Annotated in this window: 17 protein-coding genes and 2 tRNA genes; 3 read left to right on the plus strand and 16 right to left on the minus strand. The window is 63.7% G+C overall.

Annotation, left to right across the window (positions count from 1 at the left end; translation table 11 throughout):
• Positions 1-45: 45 nt before the first annotated feature.
• The 5 genes from ACNFIA_RS04510 to dapA form a co-directional block, all read right to left on the minus strand.
• Positions 46-135: transfer RNA gene (locus ACNFIA_RS04510), tRNA-Ser, on the minus strand.
• 95 nt (positions 136-230) lie between these two features.
• Complete coding sequence (purC, locus tag ACNFIA_RS04515; protein ID WP_038803299.1) at positions 231-941, minus strand: phosphoribosylaminoimidazolesuccinocarboxamide synthase; 711 nt, start codon at positions 939-941, stop codon at positions 231-233.
• Between the two features lie 29 nt (positions 942-970).
• Positions 971-1,729, minus strand: coding sequence for an MBL fold metallo-hydrolase (locus ACNFIA_RS04520; protein WP_416783136.1), 759 nt, complete (start codon positions 1,727-1,729; stop codon positions 971-973).
• On the minus strand, positions 1,668-2,858 hold the full coding sequence (gene bamC, locus ACNFIA_RS04525) for an outer membrane protein assembly factor BamC (protein WP_259753521.1): 1,191 nt from the start codon (positions 2,856-2,858) through the stop codon (positions 1,668-1,670). Before bamC ends, ACNFIA_RS04520 begins: the two co-directional genes overlap by 62 nt.
• Positions 2,859-2,871: 13 nt before the next feature.
• The gene (gene dapA, locus ACNFIA_RS04530) at positions 2,872-3,750 is read right to left on the minus strand and encodes a 4-hydroxy-tetrahydrodipicolinate synthase (RefSeq protein WP_416783137.1); all 879 of its coding nucleotides are present in this window, start codon (positions 3,748-3,750) and stop codon (positions 2,872-2,874) included.
• Positions 3,751-3,921: 171 nt separating this feature from the next.
• On the opposite strand from dapA, the gene ACNFIA_RS04535 reads away from it, so the two are divergent.
• The gene (locus ACNFIA_RS04535; protein WP_259753519.1) at positions 3,922-4,479 is read left to right on the plus strand and encodes a glycine cleavage system protein R; all 558 of its coding nucleotides are present in this window, start codon (positions 3,922-3,924) and stop codon (positions 4,477-4,479) included.
• Between the two features lie 25 nt (positions 4,480-4,504).
• Positions 4,505-4,975 (plus strand): peroxiredoxin, encoded by a 471-nt coding sequence (locus ACNFIA_RS04540; RefSeq protein WP_416783138.1) that lies wholly within the window; start codon positions 4,505-4,507, stop codon positions 4,973-4,975.
• Positions 4,976-5,059: 84 nt separating this feature from the next.
• Here the strand turns inward: ACNFIA_RS04540 and ACNFIA_RS04545 are convergent, their stop codons facing one another.
• Together ACNFIA_RS04545 and ACNFIA_RS04550 are read right to left on the minus strand one after the other, a co-directional pair.
• The gene (locus ACNFIA_RS04545) at positions 5,060-6,139 is read right to left on the minus strand and encodes an AI-2E family transporter (protein WP_416783141.1); all 1,080 of its coding nucleotides are present in this window, start codon (positions 6,137-6,139) and stop codon (positions 5,060-5,062) included.
• Between the two features lie 53 nt (positions 6,140-6,192).
• The gene (locus ACNFIA_RS04550; RefSeq protein ID WP_416783142.1) at positions 6,193-6,444 is read right to left on the minus strand and encodes a sulfurtransferase TusA family protein; all 252 of its coding nucleotides are present in this window, start codon (positions 6,442-6,444) and stop codon (positions 6,193-6,195) included.
• 227 nt (positions 6,445-6,671) lie between these two features.
• On the opposite strand from ACNFIA_RS04550, the gene ACNFIA_RS04555 reads away from it, so the two are divergent.
• The gene (locus tag ACNFIA_RS04555; RefSeq protein WP_259753515.1) at positions 6,672-8,108 is read left to right on the plus strand and encodes a M48 family metalloprotease; all 1,437 of its coding nucleotides are present in this window, start codon (positions 6,672-6,674) and stop codon (positions 8,106-8,108) included.
• 133 nt (positions 8,109-8,241) lie between these two features.
• Here the strand turns inward: ACNFIA_RS04555 and nadA are convergent, their stop codons facing one another.
• From nadA to tolR, 9 genes are all read right to left on the minus strand, one after another.
• Positions 8,242-9,300, minus strand: coding sequence for a quinolinate synthase NadA (gene nadA, locus ACNFIA_RS04560; RefSeq protein WP_259753514.1), 1,059 nt, complete (start codon positions 9,298-9,300; stop codon positions 8,242-8,244).
• A 157-nt stretch (positions 9,301-9,457) separates the two neighbouring features.
• Positions 9,458-9,533, minus strand: a tRNA-Lys gene (locus ACNFIA_RS04565).
• 59 nt (positions 9,534-9,592) lie between these two features.
• Positions 9,593-10,267: a 7-cyano-7-deazaguanine synthase QueC gene (queC, locus tag ACNFIA_RS04570; protein WP_416783725.1), complete on the minus strand. Its 675-nt coding sequence runs from the start codon at positions 10,265-10,267 to the stop codon at positions 9,593-9,595.
• Between the two features lie 35 nt (positions 10,268-10,302).
• Positions 10,303-10,950, minus strand: coding sequence for a 7-carboxy-7-deazaguanine synthase QueE (gene queE, locus ACNFIA_RS04575; RefSeq protein ID WP_416783144.1), 648 nt, complete (start codon positions 10,948-10,950; stop codon positions 10,303-10,305).
• Positions 10,951-11,146: 196 nt separating this feature from the next.
• Positions 11,147-11,989 (minus strand): tol-pal system protein YbgF, encoded by an 843-nt coding sequence (gene ybgF, locus ACNFIA_RS04580; RefSeq protein ID WP_416783146.1) that lies wholly within the window; start codon positions 11,987-11,989, stop codon positions 11,147-11,149.
• A gap of 6 nt (positions 11,990-11,995) precedes the next feature.
• Positions 11,996-12,502, minus strand: coding sequence for a peptidoglycan-associated lipoprotein Pal (pal, locus tag ACNFIA_RS04585; RefSeq protein WP_017522099.1), 507 nt, complete (start codon positions 12,500-12,502; stop codon positions 11,996-11,998).
• Positions 12,503-12,554: 52 nt separating this feature from the next.
• Entirely contained in the window at positions 12,555-13,853 is a 1,299-nt protein-coding gene (gene tolB, locus ACNFIA_RS04590) for a Tol-Pal system beta propeller repeat protein TolB (protein ID WP_416783148.1), read from the minus strand.
• Positions 13,850-14,950: a cell envelope integrity protein TolA gene (tolA, locus tag ACNFIA_RS04595; protein WP_416783149.1), complete on the minus strand. Its 1,101-nt coding sequence runs from the start codon at positions 14,948-14,950 to the stop codon at positions 13,850-13,852. The genes tolB and tolA overlap by 4 nt, the downstream gene beginning before the upstream one ends.
• The gene (gene tolR, locus ACNFIA_RS04600) at positions 14,947-15,411 is read right to left on the minus strand and encodes a protein TolR (protein WP_259753508.1); all 465 of its coding nucleotides are present in this window, start codon (positions 15,409-15,411) and stop codon (positions 14,947-14,949) included. Before tolR ends, tolA begins: the two co-directional genes overlap by 4 nt.
• Positions 15,412-15,422: the final 11 nt, after the last annotated feature.

Here is a 15,422-nt window from a genome sequence, read left to right on the forward strand (position 1 = left end):
AACCCCTGAAACGCTAGGCATTTCAGGGGTTCTGGCCATATGTAATGGCGGAGAGATAGGGATTTGAACCCTAGGAACCATTGCTGGTTCAACGGATTTCGAATCCGTCCCGTTCGACCACTCCGGCATCTCTCCGTGCGGCGCGCATGATACCAGCTTGAAGTCCGAACGCGAAGCTTTGTTTTCGGATTTTTTTGCGTGGTATCAGGCGCTTGCGTGCGCTCGTCGGATCAGAGCGGTACGCCGAGGCGGTGAGCCACTTCTTCGTAGGCTTCGATGACGTCGCCCAGGCCCTGGCGGAAGCGGTCCTTGTCCATCTTCTTGCGGGTTTCCTTGTCCCACAGGCGGCAGCCGTCCGGGCTGAACTCGTCGCCGAGGACGATCTTGCCGTGGAACAGGCCGAACTCGAGCTTGAAGTCCACCAGCAGCAGGCCGGCGTCGTCGAACAGCTTGCTCAGCACTTCATTCACCTTGAAGGAATAGGCTTTCATTTCGGCCAGTTGCTCCAGGGTCGCCCAGCCGAAGGCCTGGACGTGGGATTCGTTGATGAACGGGTCGCCCAGGGCGTCGTTCTTCAGGAACAGTTCGAAGGTCGGCGGGGTGAGCTGCAGGCCCTCTTCGACGCCCAGGCGGCGCACCAGGCTGCCGGCGGCGTAGTTGCGCACGACGCACTCGACCGGAATCATGGCGAGCTTCTTGACCAGCACTTCGTTGTCCGACAGCAGGGCGTCGAACTGGGTCGGGATGCCGGCGGCTTCGAGCTTCTGCATGATGAAGGCGTTGAACTTGTTGTTCACCATGCCTTTGCGGTCGAGTTGCTCGATGCGCTTGCCGTCGAACGCCGAGGTGTCGTTGCGGAACAGCAGGACGAGGCGGTCGGCGTCATCGGTGGTGTAAACCGACTTGGCCTTGCCGCGATAGAGTTCTTCGCGTTTTTCCATGATGGGCTCCGCTTGCTTAAGGGGTGGGCTCAGGCGATGGTGCGCCAGTCGAGTCCAGAATGCTGATCGGCTACCTGCAGCCAGTCCGGGTCGCACCCGAGGGTGTCGACGAAGCTTTGCCGGGCCAGCTGCGGCGAGTTGTTCTTTTCGCTGAGATGCGCCAGCACCAGGTGCTGCAGGCTTCCCCAGCCCAGCTGGGCCACCAGTTCGGCGGCCTGCCGGTTGTTCAAATGTCCCCACTGGCCGCCTACACGGACCTTGAGTGGGTAGGGATACGGACCGCGGGCCAGCATGTCGGTATCGTGATTCGCTTCGATGATCAACGCATCGAGGCCACGATAGCATTCCAGCACCTGCGCCGTGGCGGCTCCCAGATCGGTGAGCTGGCCAAAGCGCTTCCGGCCATCGGAAAACACGTACTGCAGGGGCTCCCGCGCATCGTGGGAGACGCTCACCGCAGTGACTTCCAGGTCTTTCAGTACCAGGCGGTCGCCGCATTTGAGCAGCCCCGCCGGTGTCACCGGCTTGCGCATTCCCTGCAGGGTACCGGCGCTGAGGTACACGGGTATTCGATGGTGCCGGGCCAGCAGTTCGACGCCGTTGATGTGATCGGAGTGTTCGTGCGTGACCAGTACCGCGTCCAGCTGCCCGGGCTCTACGCCCAGGCGCGCCAGACGGCGGATGGTCTCACGCAGCGGAAAACCGCAGTCGATCAGTATCCGGGTGTCAGAACTGCTCACCAAGGCCGAATTGCCCCGGCTTCCGCTCCCCAGGACCGCGAAGTGCATTCCGCATACTCTCCTGGAGTTTCTCCAACACGCCCTGCGCCACGTCAGCCGGTGCGGAGGTGTTTATGTCTTTGTCGACGGTGATCTGGACGGTGTTGCTCACGCTGGTCAGGCGAACCTGGTAGCGCTGGGCCTTGGCGTCCTCTTCTTCCTTGGTCTTCTCGCCGCCGCCGAACAGGCGGCTGAAGAAGCCAGGCTTGTCTTCGTCCTTCTTCTTCGCGCCTTCGGCGATGTTGACGTAGTACACGCCCAGGCTGCGGTTGAGGTCGTCGACGCGGATGTCGGCGCGATCCAGGGCACGGCCTACGCTGACCCAGGCGCGGTCGAAGTCGGAGTCGACGGTGAGCACCGGGTTGCCGCTGCCGTCCTTGTTCAGCTGGACGGCGCCGGGGGTGTCGTAATCCGAGTGCGCGGCGAGCAGGGAGACGGAGCCGCCCTTCTCGGCACTGGTGGCCATGCTGGCGATCATTTCGTCGAGCAGCGCGGCATCCAGGCTCGGCACGGCCGGCTTGGTCGGCCAGTCGCCGCTGGCGGTGCTGCCGGCCGGACGGGTTTCACTCAGTACGTAGACTTCGCTGGTGTTGGTCTGCACGCCCGGCTCGATGCGCACGCGAACGCGCGCTTCGCTGTCAGGCTCGACGCCCGACACACGACTGCTCAGGCGACGCGCCAGGGGCGCGGAGAGCTGCGACAGCGGCTGCCAGTTGGTGCTGAACTCGCCGGTCTGCGGACGCTCGTTGGCGATGGAGAAGCCGTTGTCCTGGAAGAACTGGTGAGCGACCGGCCAGACTTCGGCCGGCGGACGCTGGGCAACCAGCCAGCGCGAGTCGCCACTCTTCTGCAGGCTGAAGTCGCTGACTTCGCCGGAGCCGGCCAGCGGTTGCGGGCGCGGCACTTCGAACTCGCCTTCCTTCTCGGTGCTGGTGGCGACGTTCATGGGAATCGGCAGCAGCGGGTCGAGCGGCTTGCTCTGCAGGCCTTCGGGCACCTTCATCGGTGCGGTTTCGCGGGCGTTCAGGTAATCGTCGCCACGGTCGCGGAAGTAGCCTTCCGGGCCCCACAGCCAGCCGCAGCCGGAGGTGTTGCCGATAACCAGGGCGAGCGCAGTCAGTCCTGCCAGTCGCTTCATGCGAGGGGGCTCCTTAAGCCAGGACGCCGGTCTGGCGCATGGCCTGACGCAGCGGTTCGTGGCAGCGCGGGCTGAGCCAGGTCAGGGGCAGGCGGATGCCCTCTGGAATCAGCCCCATTTCGTGCAGGGCGAACTTGACCGGGATGGGGTTGGATTCGATGAACAGCGCCTTGTGCAGCGGCATCAGGCGATCGTTGATGGCGCGGGCGGCGGCGGCATCGCCACGCATGGCGGCGCCGCACAGGTCGCTCATGGCGCGCGGGGCGACGTTGGCGGTCACCGAGATGTTGCCCTTGCCGCCCATCAGCATCAGCTCGACGGCAGTGGCGTCGTCACCGGAGTAGACGAGGAAATCCTTGCCGACGCGGTCCAGTACTTCCTTGCCGCGCTGCAGGTCGCCGGTGGCTTCCTTGATGCCGACGATGTTCGGCACCTTGGACAGGCGCTCGACGGTCTCGGGCAGCATGTCGCAGGCGGTGCGGCCCGGCACGTTGTAGAGGATCTGCGGGATGGCCACGGCTTCGGCGATGTGGCGGAAGTGCTGGTACAGGCCTTCCTGGGTCGGCTTGTTGTAGTACGGGGTCACCAGCAGGCAGGCATCGGCGCCGCCGGACTTGGCAGCCTCGGTCAGCTCGACGGCTTCGCGGGTGGAGTTGGCGCCGGTGCCGGCGATGACCGGGATGCGGCCGTTGACCTGGTCGACCACGCGACGGATCACGTCCAGGTGTTCGTTCACGTCCAGAGTGGCCGATTCACCCGTGGTGCCGACCGCTACGATGGCGTTGGTACCTTCCTGCAGGTGGAAGTCCACCAGCTTCGCGAGGCTGTCCCAATCCAGTCGACCCTGAGCATCGAAGGGGGTGACCAGCGCCACCATACTGCCCGCAATCATGCAACCGCTCCTGCCGGAAAAAGAAAGCCGTAATGGTACTGTCGCCACCGGCCACGCACAAGGTGACGCAGCGACCCGCGAGCGGCCAGACATTCCCCTCATCGGCGCTTTTCGCTACCCTTCCTCCTTTGTCGATGCGGCCCGCTTGGCCGCCATTCCCAGGAAAGCTGCATGTCCACCTCTCACCCTCGTGAACAATTCCTTCTGATCAGTGCTCTGGGCCCGAACCCGATGGAGTTGACCAGCGTGCTGTGCCGCACCTGCGTCGACAACCGTTGCTCGGTGGTCAGCAGCCGCCTGACCCGTCACGGCGAGTTCAGCGCGCTGATCCTGCAGGTCTCCGGCAGCTGGGATGCCCTGGCCCGCCTGGAAGGCGGCCTGTCGCCACTGGCCAAGCGCCACGGCTTCACCCTCAGCGTCACCCGCAGCAATGTCCACGTCACCCGCGCCCAGGCCCTGCCCTACGTGGCGTACGTCAGCGCCGTCTATCGTCCGGACATCCTCAACGAGCTGTGCCAGTTCTTCATCGATCACAACATCGAGCTGGAGAACCTCACCTGCGACACCTACCAGGCGCCGCACACCAACACCAGCATGCTCAACGCCACCATCACCGTGACCCTGCCGGCCGGCACCCAGATCAGCTGGCTGCGCGATCAGTTCCTCGATTTCGCCGATGCACTGAACCTGGACGCGCTGATCGAACCCTGGCGCCCGCAGCATCCGTAAGACAGCTCTCAAGGAGAACGCCCCCATGGCAGTCGAACTGAACCAGCCCGTCGCCGACTTCCAGGCGCCGGCCACCAGCGGCGTCGAATTCCGCCTGTCCGCATTCAAGGGCAAGCAGATCGTCCTGTACTTCTACCCCAAGGACAGCACCCCCGGCTGCACCACCGAAGGCCAGGGCTTCCGCGACAAGATCGAGGACTTTGCCCAGGCCAACACCCTGGTGTTCGGCGTGTCCCGCGATGGCATCAAGTCCCACGAGAACTTCAAGGCCAAGCAGTGCTTCCCCTTCGAGCTGATCAGCGACAAGGATGAGGCCGTCTGCCAGCTGTTCGACGTGATCAAGCTGAAGAAGCTCTACGGCAAGGAATACCTGGGCGTGGACCGCAGCACCTTCCTCATCGATGCCCAGGGCGTGCTGCGCCAGGAGTGGCGCGGCGTGAAAGTGCCGGGCCATGTGGATGCCGTGCTCGCCGCGGCCCAGGCACTCAACGGCTGAGCAGTCGAACCCGGCGGCAGCCACGCCGCAGATGAAAAAGGCCGCTGATCAGCGGCCTTTTTCTTTTTCGATCCCGGAACGCATTCACATCATCGGGCTGACCTGCGGCTGCGCGGCCGGTTGCCGCGGCCAGGCATCGAGCACCGCTTTCACCAGGGTCGCCAGCGGAATAGCGAAGAACACGCCCCAGAAGCCCCACAGCCCGCCGAACAGCAGCACCGCGCAGATGATTGCCACCGGGTGCAGGTTCACCGCTTCGGAGAACAGCAGCGGCACCAGCACGTTGCCATCCAGCGCCTGGATGATCGCGTGGGCGGCCATCAGGTAGATGAACTGGTCGCTCCAGCCCCACTGGAACAGCCCGATCATCGCCACCGGCACGGTGACGACCACCGCGCCGATGTAGGGCACCACCACCGACAGGCCGACCAGCAGGGCCAGCAGGGCCGCGTAGTTCAGGCCCAGCACCGCAAAGGCGATGTAGGTCGCCACGCCGGTGATGAAGATCTCGATGACCTTGCCCCGGATGTAGTTGGCGATCTGCTGGTTCATCTCGTTCCACACCTGCTTCATCAGCCCGCGTTCGCGGGGCAGGTAGCGGCGGAACCAGTGGTAGAAGCGCCGGCGGTCCTTGAGGAAGAAGAACACCAGGATCGGCACCAGCACCAGGTAGATCATGATGTTGACCACCACCGGCAGGCCCGACAGGGAGAAGGTCAGCGCCCACTGGCCGAGCTGGCCCAACTCGTTGCGCGCCGCCTCGACGGTGCGCAGTACCTGCTCCTCGGTGACCATGTCCGGGTAGCGCTCGGGCAGCATCAACAGGGTCGCCTGCCATTCGCCGAGCATGCCGGGCAACTCGTTGAACAGGGTGAACAACTGCTTCCACAACAGCGGCACCAGCACCAGCAGGAACACCGCGAGCAGGCCGAGAAACAGCGAATACACCAGCCACACCGCGAACAGGTGTGGTACGCGCAAGCGCTCCAGCACGCCGACCATGCCCTGGATGAGGAAGGCGATGACCATCGCCGCCAGCACCGGCGCGAGCATCCCGCCAAAGGCCAGGATGACGGTGAATCCCAGCCCGAGAATGACCGCCAGCACTATCGCCTCCTCATCGGAGAAATAGCGCTGCATCCAGTCCTGCAAAACCTTGAGCATCAACGAACCTGCGAAACGAAAGGGATAACGTCGCGGCTACCCGCGATCGGGGGCTACTTCTTGCGCAGCCAGTAGCGATAGACGCCGGCTTCGACCTCTTCATGCAGCAGCGAGTGCCCGGCCAGATCGGCGAAAACGCGGAAATCACGCTGGGAGCCAGCGTCGGTGGCGGTCACCTTGAGCACCGCGCCACTGGGCAGACGGTTCAGCTCGAGCTTGGCCTTGAGCAGCGGCAACGGACAATTGAGACCGCTGGCGTCCAGCTCCGCGTCACAGGCGGGGACGGACGGCGTGGAATCGGACATCGAAACGAACTCCGGTGAGGGCGCCCAAGAATACCGAAAGCGTTGGAAAAGTAACCAGGCCCGTCGAATCAGCGATTCGTTAATCCGGCCGTCAGCCTCAGGTTTTAAAAAGGACGACAACGGGGAAATACCCGTTTTGAATTGCGCCGCACTTGCGACCTGCAAACTAGGCATAGGCGTTAGCCTGCGGCTAAAGTAGAGCCTTTCTCGGAACGAGCCTCGTGTACATGAAAGTACTCCGCCCTGCCCTGCTGTCGCTCGCTATCGCCCTCGCCACGCCGGCCCTGGCGGACGACCTGCCTTCACTGGGGGACGCCAGCTCGTCCATCGTCTCCCCGGAGCAGGAGTTCCAGCTCGGACGCGCCTGGCTGAGCATGCTGCGCAACCAGGTCGACACGCTCAACGATCCCCAACTCAAGGACTACGTCGAGTCCAGCGTCTATCGCCTGGCCGAGTCCAGCGAACTGCAGGACCACCGCCTGGCCTTCATCCTGATCCGTGACAAGCAGATCAACGCCTTCGCCGCGCCGGGCGGCGTTGTGGGTGTGAACGGCGGCCTGTTCATCTACGCCCAGACCGAAGGCGAATACATCGCCGTACTGGCGCACGAACTTGGCCACCTGAGCCAACGCCACTTCGCCCGCGGAATCGAAGCGCAGCAGCGCATGCAGATTCCGGTGATGGCCGCCATGCTCGCGGGCATCGTCGCCGCCGCAGCCGGAGCCGGCGATGCCGGCATCGCCGCGATTGCCGGTACCCAGGCCGCGGCGATCCAGAACCAGCTGCGCTTCTCGCGGCAGAACGAGCAGGAAGCCGACCGCGTCGGCGTCGCCACGATGGTTCGCGCCGGTTACGACCCGCGCTCCATGCCCAACATGTTCGAACGCCTGGCCCGCCAGTACCGCTACGAGGGCAAGCCGCCGGAATTCCTGCTGACCCACCCGGTCACCGAATCGCGTATCGCCGACACCCGCAACCGCGCCGAGCAGTACCCCAAGGGCGGCAAGGAAGACTCGCTGCGCTACGAGCTGATGCGCGCTCGCGTCCAGCAGATGTTCGAGGACACGCCGGGCATGGCCAGCAAGCAGTTCCGCGCCCAGCTTGACGAAGACCCGAAGAACGACGCCGCCCGCTATGGGCTGGCCCTGTCGCAGACCAAGATCGGCCAGCTCAACGAAGCCCGGAGCAACCTTCAGCAGTTGCTGGCCAAGGCGCCCAACGACATCAGCTACAACCTGGCGATGGCCGACGTGGATATCACCGCCAACAAGCTGTCTGACGCCCAGGCGCGGGTACAGAAGATGCTCGGCCAGTACCCGGACAGCTACCCGCTGATCCAGGCCAACGCCGACCTGATGATGAAGACCAACCGCGCGCCCGACGCCGAGAAGACGCTGTTCAAGCTGTCCCAGCGCCGCCCGCTGGACCCGGACGTGTGGAACCGCCTGGCCGACGCCTGCACCCTCAGCGGCAACGCCATCGGCGTGTACCAGGCCCGCGCGGAATATTACGCACTGACTGGCGACTACAAGCAGGCCATCGAGCAGCTGGACTTCGCCAAGCGCCGCGCCGGCGGCAACTTCACCCTCGCCGCCCGCCTGGATGCCCGCCAGCAGGAGTTCCGCGAACAGGAACGCATCCTCAAGGAGATGATGGGCCGCTGAGCGGAACCCGTAGGAGTGAGCTTGCTCGCGAACGCACTGGTTTCGGTGTCATGCGGTTCGCGAGAAAGCTCGCTCTTACACAAAGCCAAGAAAAAGCCCGGCATTTGCCGGGCTTTTTCATTCACGCAGTCGATCAGGCATTGCCCGCCAGCTTCAGCTTCGCCGCCTGGGTGAAGTCGAGCATGCGCTTGAGCGGCTTGATCGCCTTGGGAATCAGTGCCGGGTCGACGAAGATTTCTCCCGAGCCTTCTTTCAGGCACGCCAGGGTGCGCTCCAGGGTGTTCATGGCCATCCACGGGCAATGCGCACAACTGCGGCAGGCCGCGCCATTACCGGCGGTGGGCGCCTCGATGAATTCCTTGTCCGGGCACAGCTGCTGCATCTTGTAGAAGATGCCGCGGTCGGTGGCGACGATGAAGCGCTTGTTCGGCATCGTCTGCGCCGCCTTGATCAACTGACTGGTAGAGCCCACCGCATCGGCCAGTTCCACGACGGCTTCCGGCGACTCCGGGTGCACCAGGATCGCGGCGTCCGGGTAGACCGCCTTGAGGTCTTCCAGCTGCTTGGCCTTGAACTCCTCGTGAACGATGCAGGCACCGTCCCAGAGCAGCATGTCCGCGCCGGTTTCACGCTGGATATAGCGGCCCAGGTGCTGGTCCGGCGCCCACAGGATCGGCTCGCCGTTGTCCATCAGGTGCTCGACGATTTCCACGGCGCAACTGGAGGTCACCACCCAGTCGGCGCGCGCCTTTACCGCCGCCGAGGTGTTCGCGTAGACCACCACGGTGCGCTCGGGATGCTGGTCGCAGAACGCAGAGAATTCTTCCACCGGGCAGCCCAGGTCCAGCGAACAGGTCGCCTCCAGGGTCGGCATCAGCACACGCTTTTCCGGGTTGAGGATCTTCGCGGTTTCGCCCATGAAGCGAACCCCGGCCACCACCACGGTCTGGGCCGAATGCTGGTTGCCGAAGCGGGCCATTTCCAGCGAATCGGAAACGCAGCCGCCGGTTTCCTCGGCCAGCGCCTGGATGACCGGGTCGCAGTAGTAGTGCGCGACCAGCACGGCGTTCTGCGCCTTCAACTCGGCCGCGATGGCCGCCCGGTACTCGGCTTCTTCCTGCGCGCTCAGCACCCGCGGCTGCTTCGCCGCCAGATGGGCCTGGACCAGCAGGCGTTCGGAAATCTGGGACATCGTGTGGAAACCTCAACAGGCACGGTCTGATTATGCGGGCGATTTTATCACCACCGCCCTGCCGGCGATGCGCCGTCGATGGCCGTATGGCGGACTTTTTCCGGCACATGGCAAAAGCCCCGTGACCTTTCGATCACGGGGCTTTCACTGGATGTGGTGGTGGGTCGTGTAGGATTCGAACCTACGACCAATTGGTTAAAAGCCAACTGCTCTACCGACTGAGCTAACGACCCGACGTGGTGCGTATAATACTGATTTCTAACGTAAAAACAACACCCCGTGAAAACTTTTTTCAGAAATATCGCGTTGGGTCGGAAATCCCGGCGGCAATAAAGCCTTCGGAACGCAGCCGGCAGCTGTCACATTTGCCACAGGCACGCCCATCCTCATCGGCCTGATAGCAGGAAACCGTGAGGCTGTAGTCGACGCCCTGAGCGATGCCCGCCTCGATGATCTGCGCCTTGGAGAGGAACTGCAGCGGCGCCTGGATGCGGAAACCGTCGCCCTCCACGCCAGCCTTGGTCGCCAGGTTGGCCATGCGCTCGAAGGCTTCGACGAACTCCGGGCGGCAGTCCGGGTAGCCGGAATAATCCACGGCGTTCACGCCGATGAAGATATCCCGCGCGCCCAGCACCTCGGCCCATCCCAGCGCGAGGGACAGGAACACCGTGTTGCGCGCCGGCACGTAGGTCACCGGAATACCCTCGCTCGGCGCTTCCGGCACCTCGATGCTGCTGTCGGTCAGCGCCGAACCGCCGATGCCATTGAGGTTCAGGCCGATCACCTTGTGCTCGATCACGCCCTGCTGGCGCGCCACGCGTTCGGCAGCCTGCAACTCGGCGCGGTGACGCTGACCATAGTCGAAGCTCATGGTGTAGCAGTCGTAGCCATCAGCCTTGGCCATGGCGACCACGGTCGCGGAGTCCAGGCCGCCAGAGAGCAGGATCACGGCTTTCTTGTGGTTCACGGAGTTCTTGATGGACATGAATGGCTCCTCCGCGCTCAGTGGCCCGGCTCGTCGTTCCAGAGAATCTTGTGCAGTTGCAGTTGCAAGCGTACTGGCAGGTTATCGCCGACGATCCAGTCCGCCAGCGCGCGCGCATCCACCTGGCGGTGGCTGGGCGAGAACAGCACCTCGCCAGCGCGGTGCTCCAGGCGGTACTCGATCAGCTTGGACACGGCCCAGTCGTAGTCCTCGCGGGAGCAGATGACGAACTTCACCTGGTCGTTGGGGGTGAGCTCGCCGATATTCTCGTAGCGGTTGCGCGCCACCTCACCGGAACCCGGAGTTTTCAGATCAAGAATTCGGCTGACGCGACGGTCGGTTGCGGAAATATCCAACGCACCGCTGGTCTCCAGCGAGACCTCGTAACCGGCATTGCACAGGCGCTCGAGCAGCGGGATGCAGTTCGGCTGGGCCAGCGGCTCGCCTCCCGTCACGCAGACGTAGCGCGGACGGTACTGCGCGACCTGCTCGAGGATGGCATCAACGCTCTGGATTTCACCGCCACTGAAGGCATAGGCGGTATCGCAGTAGTTGCAGCGCAGGGGACAGCCGGTCAGGCGTACGAACACGGTCGGCAAGCCGGCGGTGCGCGTTTCCCCCTGCAACGAGTAGAAAATCTCGGTAATGCGCAGGGTCTGTTGCATATCAGCCACGGGCGTGACGGCGATACAGGCCATCCGCCTCCGTTGCGTTGAAGTCGTGAGCGCAGGGTGGGCGCTCGGCAAGCCCGGAACTCAGCAGACATCAGCCGAGCTGAAACCGCTGGCGATTTCCGGGGGCGGCGATTTTAACGAAAAAACCCGCGACAAGCGCGGGTTTTCAAACAGCGGTATCGGAAGCTTACTTCAGATTCTTCAGATCACGCTGCGACAACTGTGCGGCGGAAGTACCCGGGTACTGAGCCACGACCTGCTGCAGAATGCCCCGGGCCTTGTCGGAGTTGCCCAGGCGACGCTCGACGTCGGCGAGCTTGTACAGCGAATCCGGCACCTTGGCGCTGCTCGGGTAGGCCTGGCTGACACGGGCGAAAGCCTGGCCTGCGCCCTGCAGGTCGCCCTTGGCAAGGTTCACTTCGCCGAGCCAGTACTGCGCGTTGCCAGCGTACTGGCTGCTCGGGTACTTGCGCAGGAAAGCGCCGAAGGCCTGGCTGGCCTTGTCGAAGTCCTTGGCCTTGATCAGATCGAAGGCGGCGTCGTAGTAGAGCTTCTCTTTCGCCGGGTCACCCGGCTCGCTGCTAGCGGCGGGCTGCTGTTGCTGGGCGGCGGCGACGCCTGCTCCGGCGGCAGCTCCGGCACTGGCGCCGGCAGCGGAGGAATCCTGTTGAACAGCAGCACCGGCCGCTCCTGCACCTGCACCGCTGGAAAGGCGGCTGTCGATGTCCTGGAAGCGCTCCTGGCTCTCCTGCTTCATCTGTTGGATCTGGTTCTGCTGCTCTTCGAGCATGCCGCGCAGACGGGACAGCTCGTCCTGCATCTGCTGCAGCTGCATGAACAGCTGAGCCTGACCGGAGACGGGAGTGTTCATCCCGCCTCCGGCGTAGGCGCCATCAGCGCCTGCGGTGCCATAACCCGAGGGCGGCGTGCTGGCATAGCCACCATTGCCGTCCTGTACCGGAACCGCGGCTGCCGCCATCAGGGGCAGTCCGCATGCGATCAAGGTCAGAAAACGCAGGCGCATCGGCATCACGTCTTACTTCTTCAGCTCAACGCGACGGTTCTGGGCCCAGGACTGCTCGTCGTGGCCAGTGGCAACCGGACGCTCTTTGCCGTAGGAAACCAGTTCCAGCTGAGCCGGGGAAACGCCCTGCAGTACCAGGTAGCGCTGAACGGCCTTGGCACGACGCTCGCCCAGAGCCATGTTGTACTCGCGGGTGCCGCGCTCGTCAGTGTGACCTTCCAGGACTACGCGCTGGCCGGAACCTTTCAGGTCCTTGGCGTGTACGTCCAGGGCACGCATGGCTTCCGGCTTCAGGTCGGAGCTGTCGTACTCGAAGTAGAAGGTGGTGATAGCGCGCAGAGCGGCTTCGTCGCTCAGGGAGCCGTCAACGGCACCGCTGTTGGCGCCGTAGCCAGCGTTCGGATCAACGCCGCCATTGGCGCCTTCGCCAGTAGCATCGCCTTTCTTGGACGAACAGCCGACGGCAACAGCCATGGCGAGGGCGATAACGGCAAACTTGCCGAATTTCAGCATTTCCATCATGTAACTCCTAATGAACCCCAGTGTATAAGTTTGAAACAGTTGGCAACCGTCAGTTCAGGTAAGGGGACCAGGAAGGCTCTCGCACGTCGCCTTGAGCGGTGGGTAGCGGTAACCGAACACGTCCGTTGATGCTCACGAGCATCAACACGCCCCGGTCCTGCTGGCGGGTGGCGTATATTAGCATCGTGCCATTTGGCGCAACAGTGGGCGAGTCATCCAGGTTGGTATTGGAAAGTACCCGGAGATTACCGCGCTGAAGGTCCTGCGCTGCGATCTGGAAGTTGGTAAAACCGTCCTGGCGGTGAACCATGACCAGGGTCTTCTCATCCGCCGAGAGTTTCGGGTTGGCGTTGTAGTTGCCGATGAAGGTCACGCGGTCGGTGGCGCCCGAGTTCACGTTCATCTTGTAGATCTGCGGCTTGCCACCACGGTCCGAGGTGAAGTACAGGGTCGAGCCGTCCGCACCCCAGAAGGGTTCGGTGTCGATCGCCGAATTGTTGGTCAGGCGACGCAGCTGGCGGCTGCCCAGGTCCATCACGTAGATCTCCGGGTTGCCGTCGCGCGACAGCACGAAGGCCAGGCGGTTGCCGTCCGGCGAGAAGGCCGGGGCGCCGTTGAGGCCTTCGAAGTTGGAGATCTGCTCGCGGCGACCGGTGTCGACGTACTGCATGAAGATGCGCGGGCGCTTCTGCTCGAACGAGACGTAGGCAATGCGACGGCCATCGGGCGAGAAGCGCGGCGACAGGATCGGCTCGCGCGATTGCAGCAGGGTCACCGGACGCGCGCCGTCATAGTCGGAGCGCTGCAGGGTGTAGCGGGTGTTGTCCACCGAGAAGCGCTCCGCGGTCACGTAGAGCAGCTTGGTGGAGAACGCCCCCTTGATGCCGGTGAGCTTCTCGAACGACTGGTCGGCGATGTAGTGCGACATGTCGCGCAGTTGCTCGCTGGTGCCGCCCACGCTGCCGGTCAGGACCTGCTGCTGGGTGGCCACGTTGAGCAGGGCGTACTGGATCTGCAGGCGGCCGCCGCTGGGCACGATGCTGCCGACCAGGACGTACTGCGCGCCGAGAGCCTGCCAGTCGCGGTAGATCACTTCGCTGGCCTGGGCCGGCTGGCTGATCATGTTCTGGCGCGGGATCGGCTCGAAGTAACCGGAGTTGCGCAGGTCGTTGCCGATGATGTTCGACATGTCCTCGGGCAGCACATTGCCGCCCTGCCAGCCAAACGGGACCACGGCGATCGGGACGGCCGAATCACGGCCGCTGGAGATTACCAGCGGGTCGGCGGCCTGCGCTGCACCGGCCACCAGGGCCAGGGCGAAGAGCGCGAAGCGAATCAGGGTACTCACAGATCTAAATCCTCCGGTTTGAAGACCATGCGGCGCTGACGATACAGCTTATCGAAAGTGGCGCGATCCAGATTTTGCAGTTCGGGAATACGGCCCACATTTCGGACCGCAGCCACGGCCGAATCGTCGAACGGCTTGTCACCGCTGGAGCGGGTCACGCTCACGTTAGTGATGGCTCCGCTGGGCAGCATCTGAATCAGCACTTCTACGCTCATTCCATTGCGAGCTGAAGGCGGACGGTTCCATTGCTGGCTCACCAGGCTGACGATCAGATCGTCGAAGTTGCCCGCTACCTCGTTGCCCTGCTCGTCGGCCAGTGCCTGCTGCCGCTGCGGGGTGTCCGACAGCAGCTCAGCCAGGGCCTGGGCCTTCTTATCTTCCGTTGCCTTGCGGGCTGCGGCGGCGGCTGCAGCGGCAGCCTTCTTCTTCGCAGCCTCGACCGCGGCAGCCTTCTTCTTGGCTTCGTCCGCGGCGGCTTTCTTCTTCGCGTCCTCGGCGGCCTTCTTCTTGGCCTCCTCGGCAGCTTTCTTCTTCGCCTCTTCAGCGGCCTCTTTCTTGGCCTCTTCCTCGGCTTTCTTCTTGGCGATATCCGCCTGCTGCTTCTGCTCGGCAGCCTTCGCCTCAGCGGCCTTCTTGGCGGCTGCAGCGGCATCGGCCGCCTTCTTGGCGTCGTCTGCCTTCTTGGCTTCTGCAGCCTTCTTGGCTTCTGCAGCCTTCTCGGCTTCTGCGGCTTTCTCTGCCTTCTCGGCGGCCTCAGCAGCCTTTTGAGCCGCGTCGGCCTTCTTTTGTTCCTCGGCTTTCGCAGCAGCCAATGCCTGCTGCTCAGCCTTCTTCTGCTCGAGCTGCTCCTGCTCGTACTGCTTGGCCGCGGTCTTCTTCGCCTCGCCGGCTATCTTCTGGTTGGTCTGCTGGGTCGCCTGGCTCTTGGACTTGAGCTGGTACAGGGTGGCCTGGACGATCGGCCGTGACGGCGGCAGCTCAGGCGTGCTGGCCCAACTGACGAACAACATGGCGAAGATCAGGACGTGCAGCGCCACGGCGAGGACCGTGGGCCAGAAGTAGCCTTCCGATTGAGAACGCTCGAGCTGGTGCATCAATTACCTGGTGCCTCGGTAATCAGACCGACGTTGCCGACCCCGGCTTTCTGCAGGCCGCCCATGACGGCCATGACCGAGCCGTAGTCGACAGCCTTGTCCCCACGGACGAAGACCTGGACCTTCTTACCCTGGCGGCTGTTCTCGGCCATGATGCCGGAGGCCGCGCTGACCAGCTGGTCCAGCGACACGGCGGTCTGGCTGGCCTTGCCCTGGTCCGGGTCCACTTCGGAGCCCATGTTCCAGTAGTAGGTCTTGTCGGCCTTGATGGAGATGGTGAGCACGCGGGAATCGTTATCCTGCGGCAGCGCTTCGCTGGAAACCTTGGGCAGGTCGACCTTGACGCCCTGGTTGAGCATGGGCGCGGTCACCATGAAAATGACCAGCAGCACCAACATCACGTCGATGTAGGGCACCACGTTCATTTCCGCGACCGGCTTGCGCTTGTGACGAACTCTTGCCATGACGGCTTACC

The sequence above is a fragment of the Pseudomonas sp. NY15437 genome (assembly GCF_048068435.1).
GTDB lineage: Bacteria > Pseudomonadota > Gammaproteobacteria > Pseudomonadales > Pseudomonadaceae > Pseudomonas > Pseudomonas nitroreducens_B.

Bases quoted from the DNA above. Each gene is read 5' to 3' on its own strand.
- queE (WP_416783144.1), bottom strand. From the start codon at position 10,950: ATGCAACAGACCCTGCGCATTACCGAGATTTTCTACTCGTTGCAGGGG.
- ACNFIA_RS04520 (WP_416783136.1), bottom strand. From the start codon at position 1,729: ATGCACTTCGCGGTCCTGGGGAGCGGAAGCCGGGGCAATTCGGCCTTG.
- dapA (WP_416783137.1), bottom strand. From the start codon at position 3,750: ATGATTGCGGGCAGTATGGTGGCGCTGGTCACCCCCTTCGATGCTCAG.
- bamC (WP_259753521.1), bottom strand. From the start codon at position 2,858: ATGAAGCGACTGGCAGGACTGACTGCGCTCGCCCTGGTTATCGGCAAC.
- ACNFIA_RS04545 (WP_416783141.1), bottom strand. From the start codon at position 6,139: ATGCTCAAGGTTTTGCAGGACTGGATGCAGCGCTATTTCTCCGATGAG.
- ACNFIA_RS04550 (WP_416783142.1), bottom strand. From the start codon at position 6,444: ATGTCCGATTCCACGCCGTCCGTCCCCGCCTGTGACGCGGAGCTGGAC.
- ybgF (WP_416783146.1), bottom strand. From the start codon at position 11,989: ATGCCGATGCGCCTGCGTTTTCTGACCTTGATCGCATGCGGACTGCCC.
- nadA (WP_259753514.1), bottom strand. From the start codon at position 9,300: ATGTCCCAGATTTCCGAACGCCTGCTGGTCCAGGCCCATCTGGCGGCG.
- ACNFIA_RS04555 (WP_259753515.1), top strand. From the start codon at position 6,672: ATGAAAGTACTCCGCCCTGCCCTGCTGTCGCTCGCTATCGCCCTCGCC.
- ACNFIA_RS04540 (WP_416783138.1), top strand. From the start codon at position 4,505: ATGGCAGTCGAACTGAACCAGCCCGTCGCCGACTTCCAGGCGCCGGCC.
- tolR (WP_259753508.1), bottom strand. From the start codon at position 15,411: ATGGCAAGAGTTCGTCACAAGCGCAAGCCGGTCGCGGAAATGAACGTG.
- ACNFIA_RS04535 (WP_259753519.1), top strand. From the start codon at position 3,922: ATGTCCACCTCTCACCCTCGTGAACAATTCCTTCTGATCAGTGCTCTG.
- pal (WP_017522099.1), bottom strand. From the start codon at position 12,502: ATGGAAATGCTGAAATTCGGCAAGTTTGCCGTTATCGCCCTCGCCATG.
- purC (WP_038803299.1), bottom strand. From the start codon at position 941: ATGGAAAAACGCGAAGAACTCTATCGCGGCAAGGCCAAGTCGGTTTAC.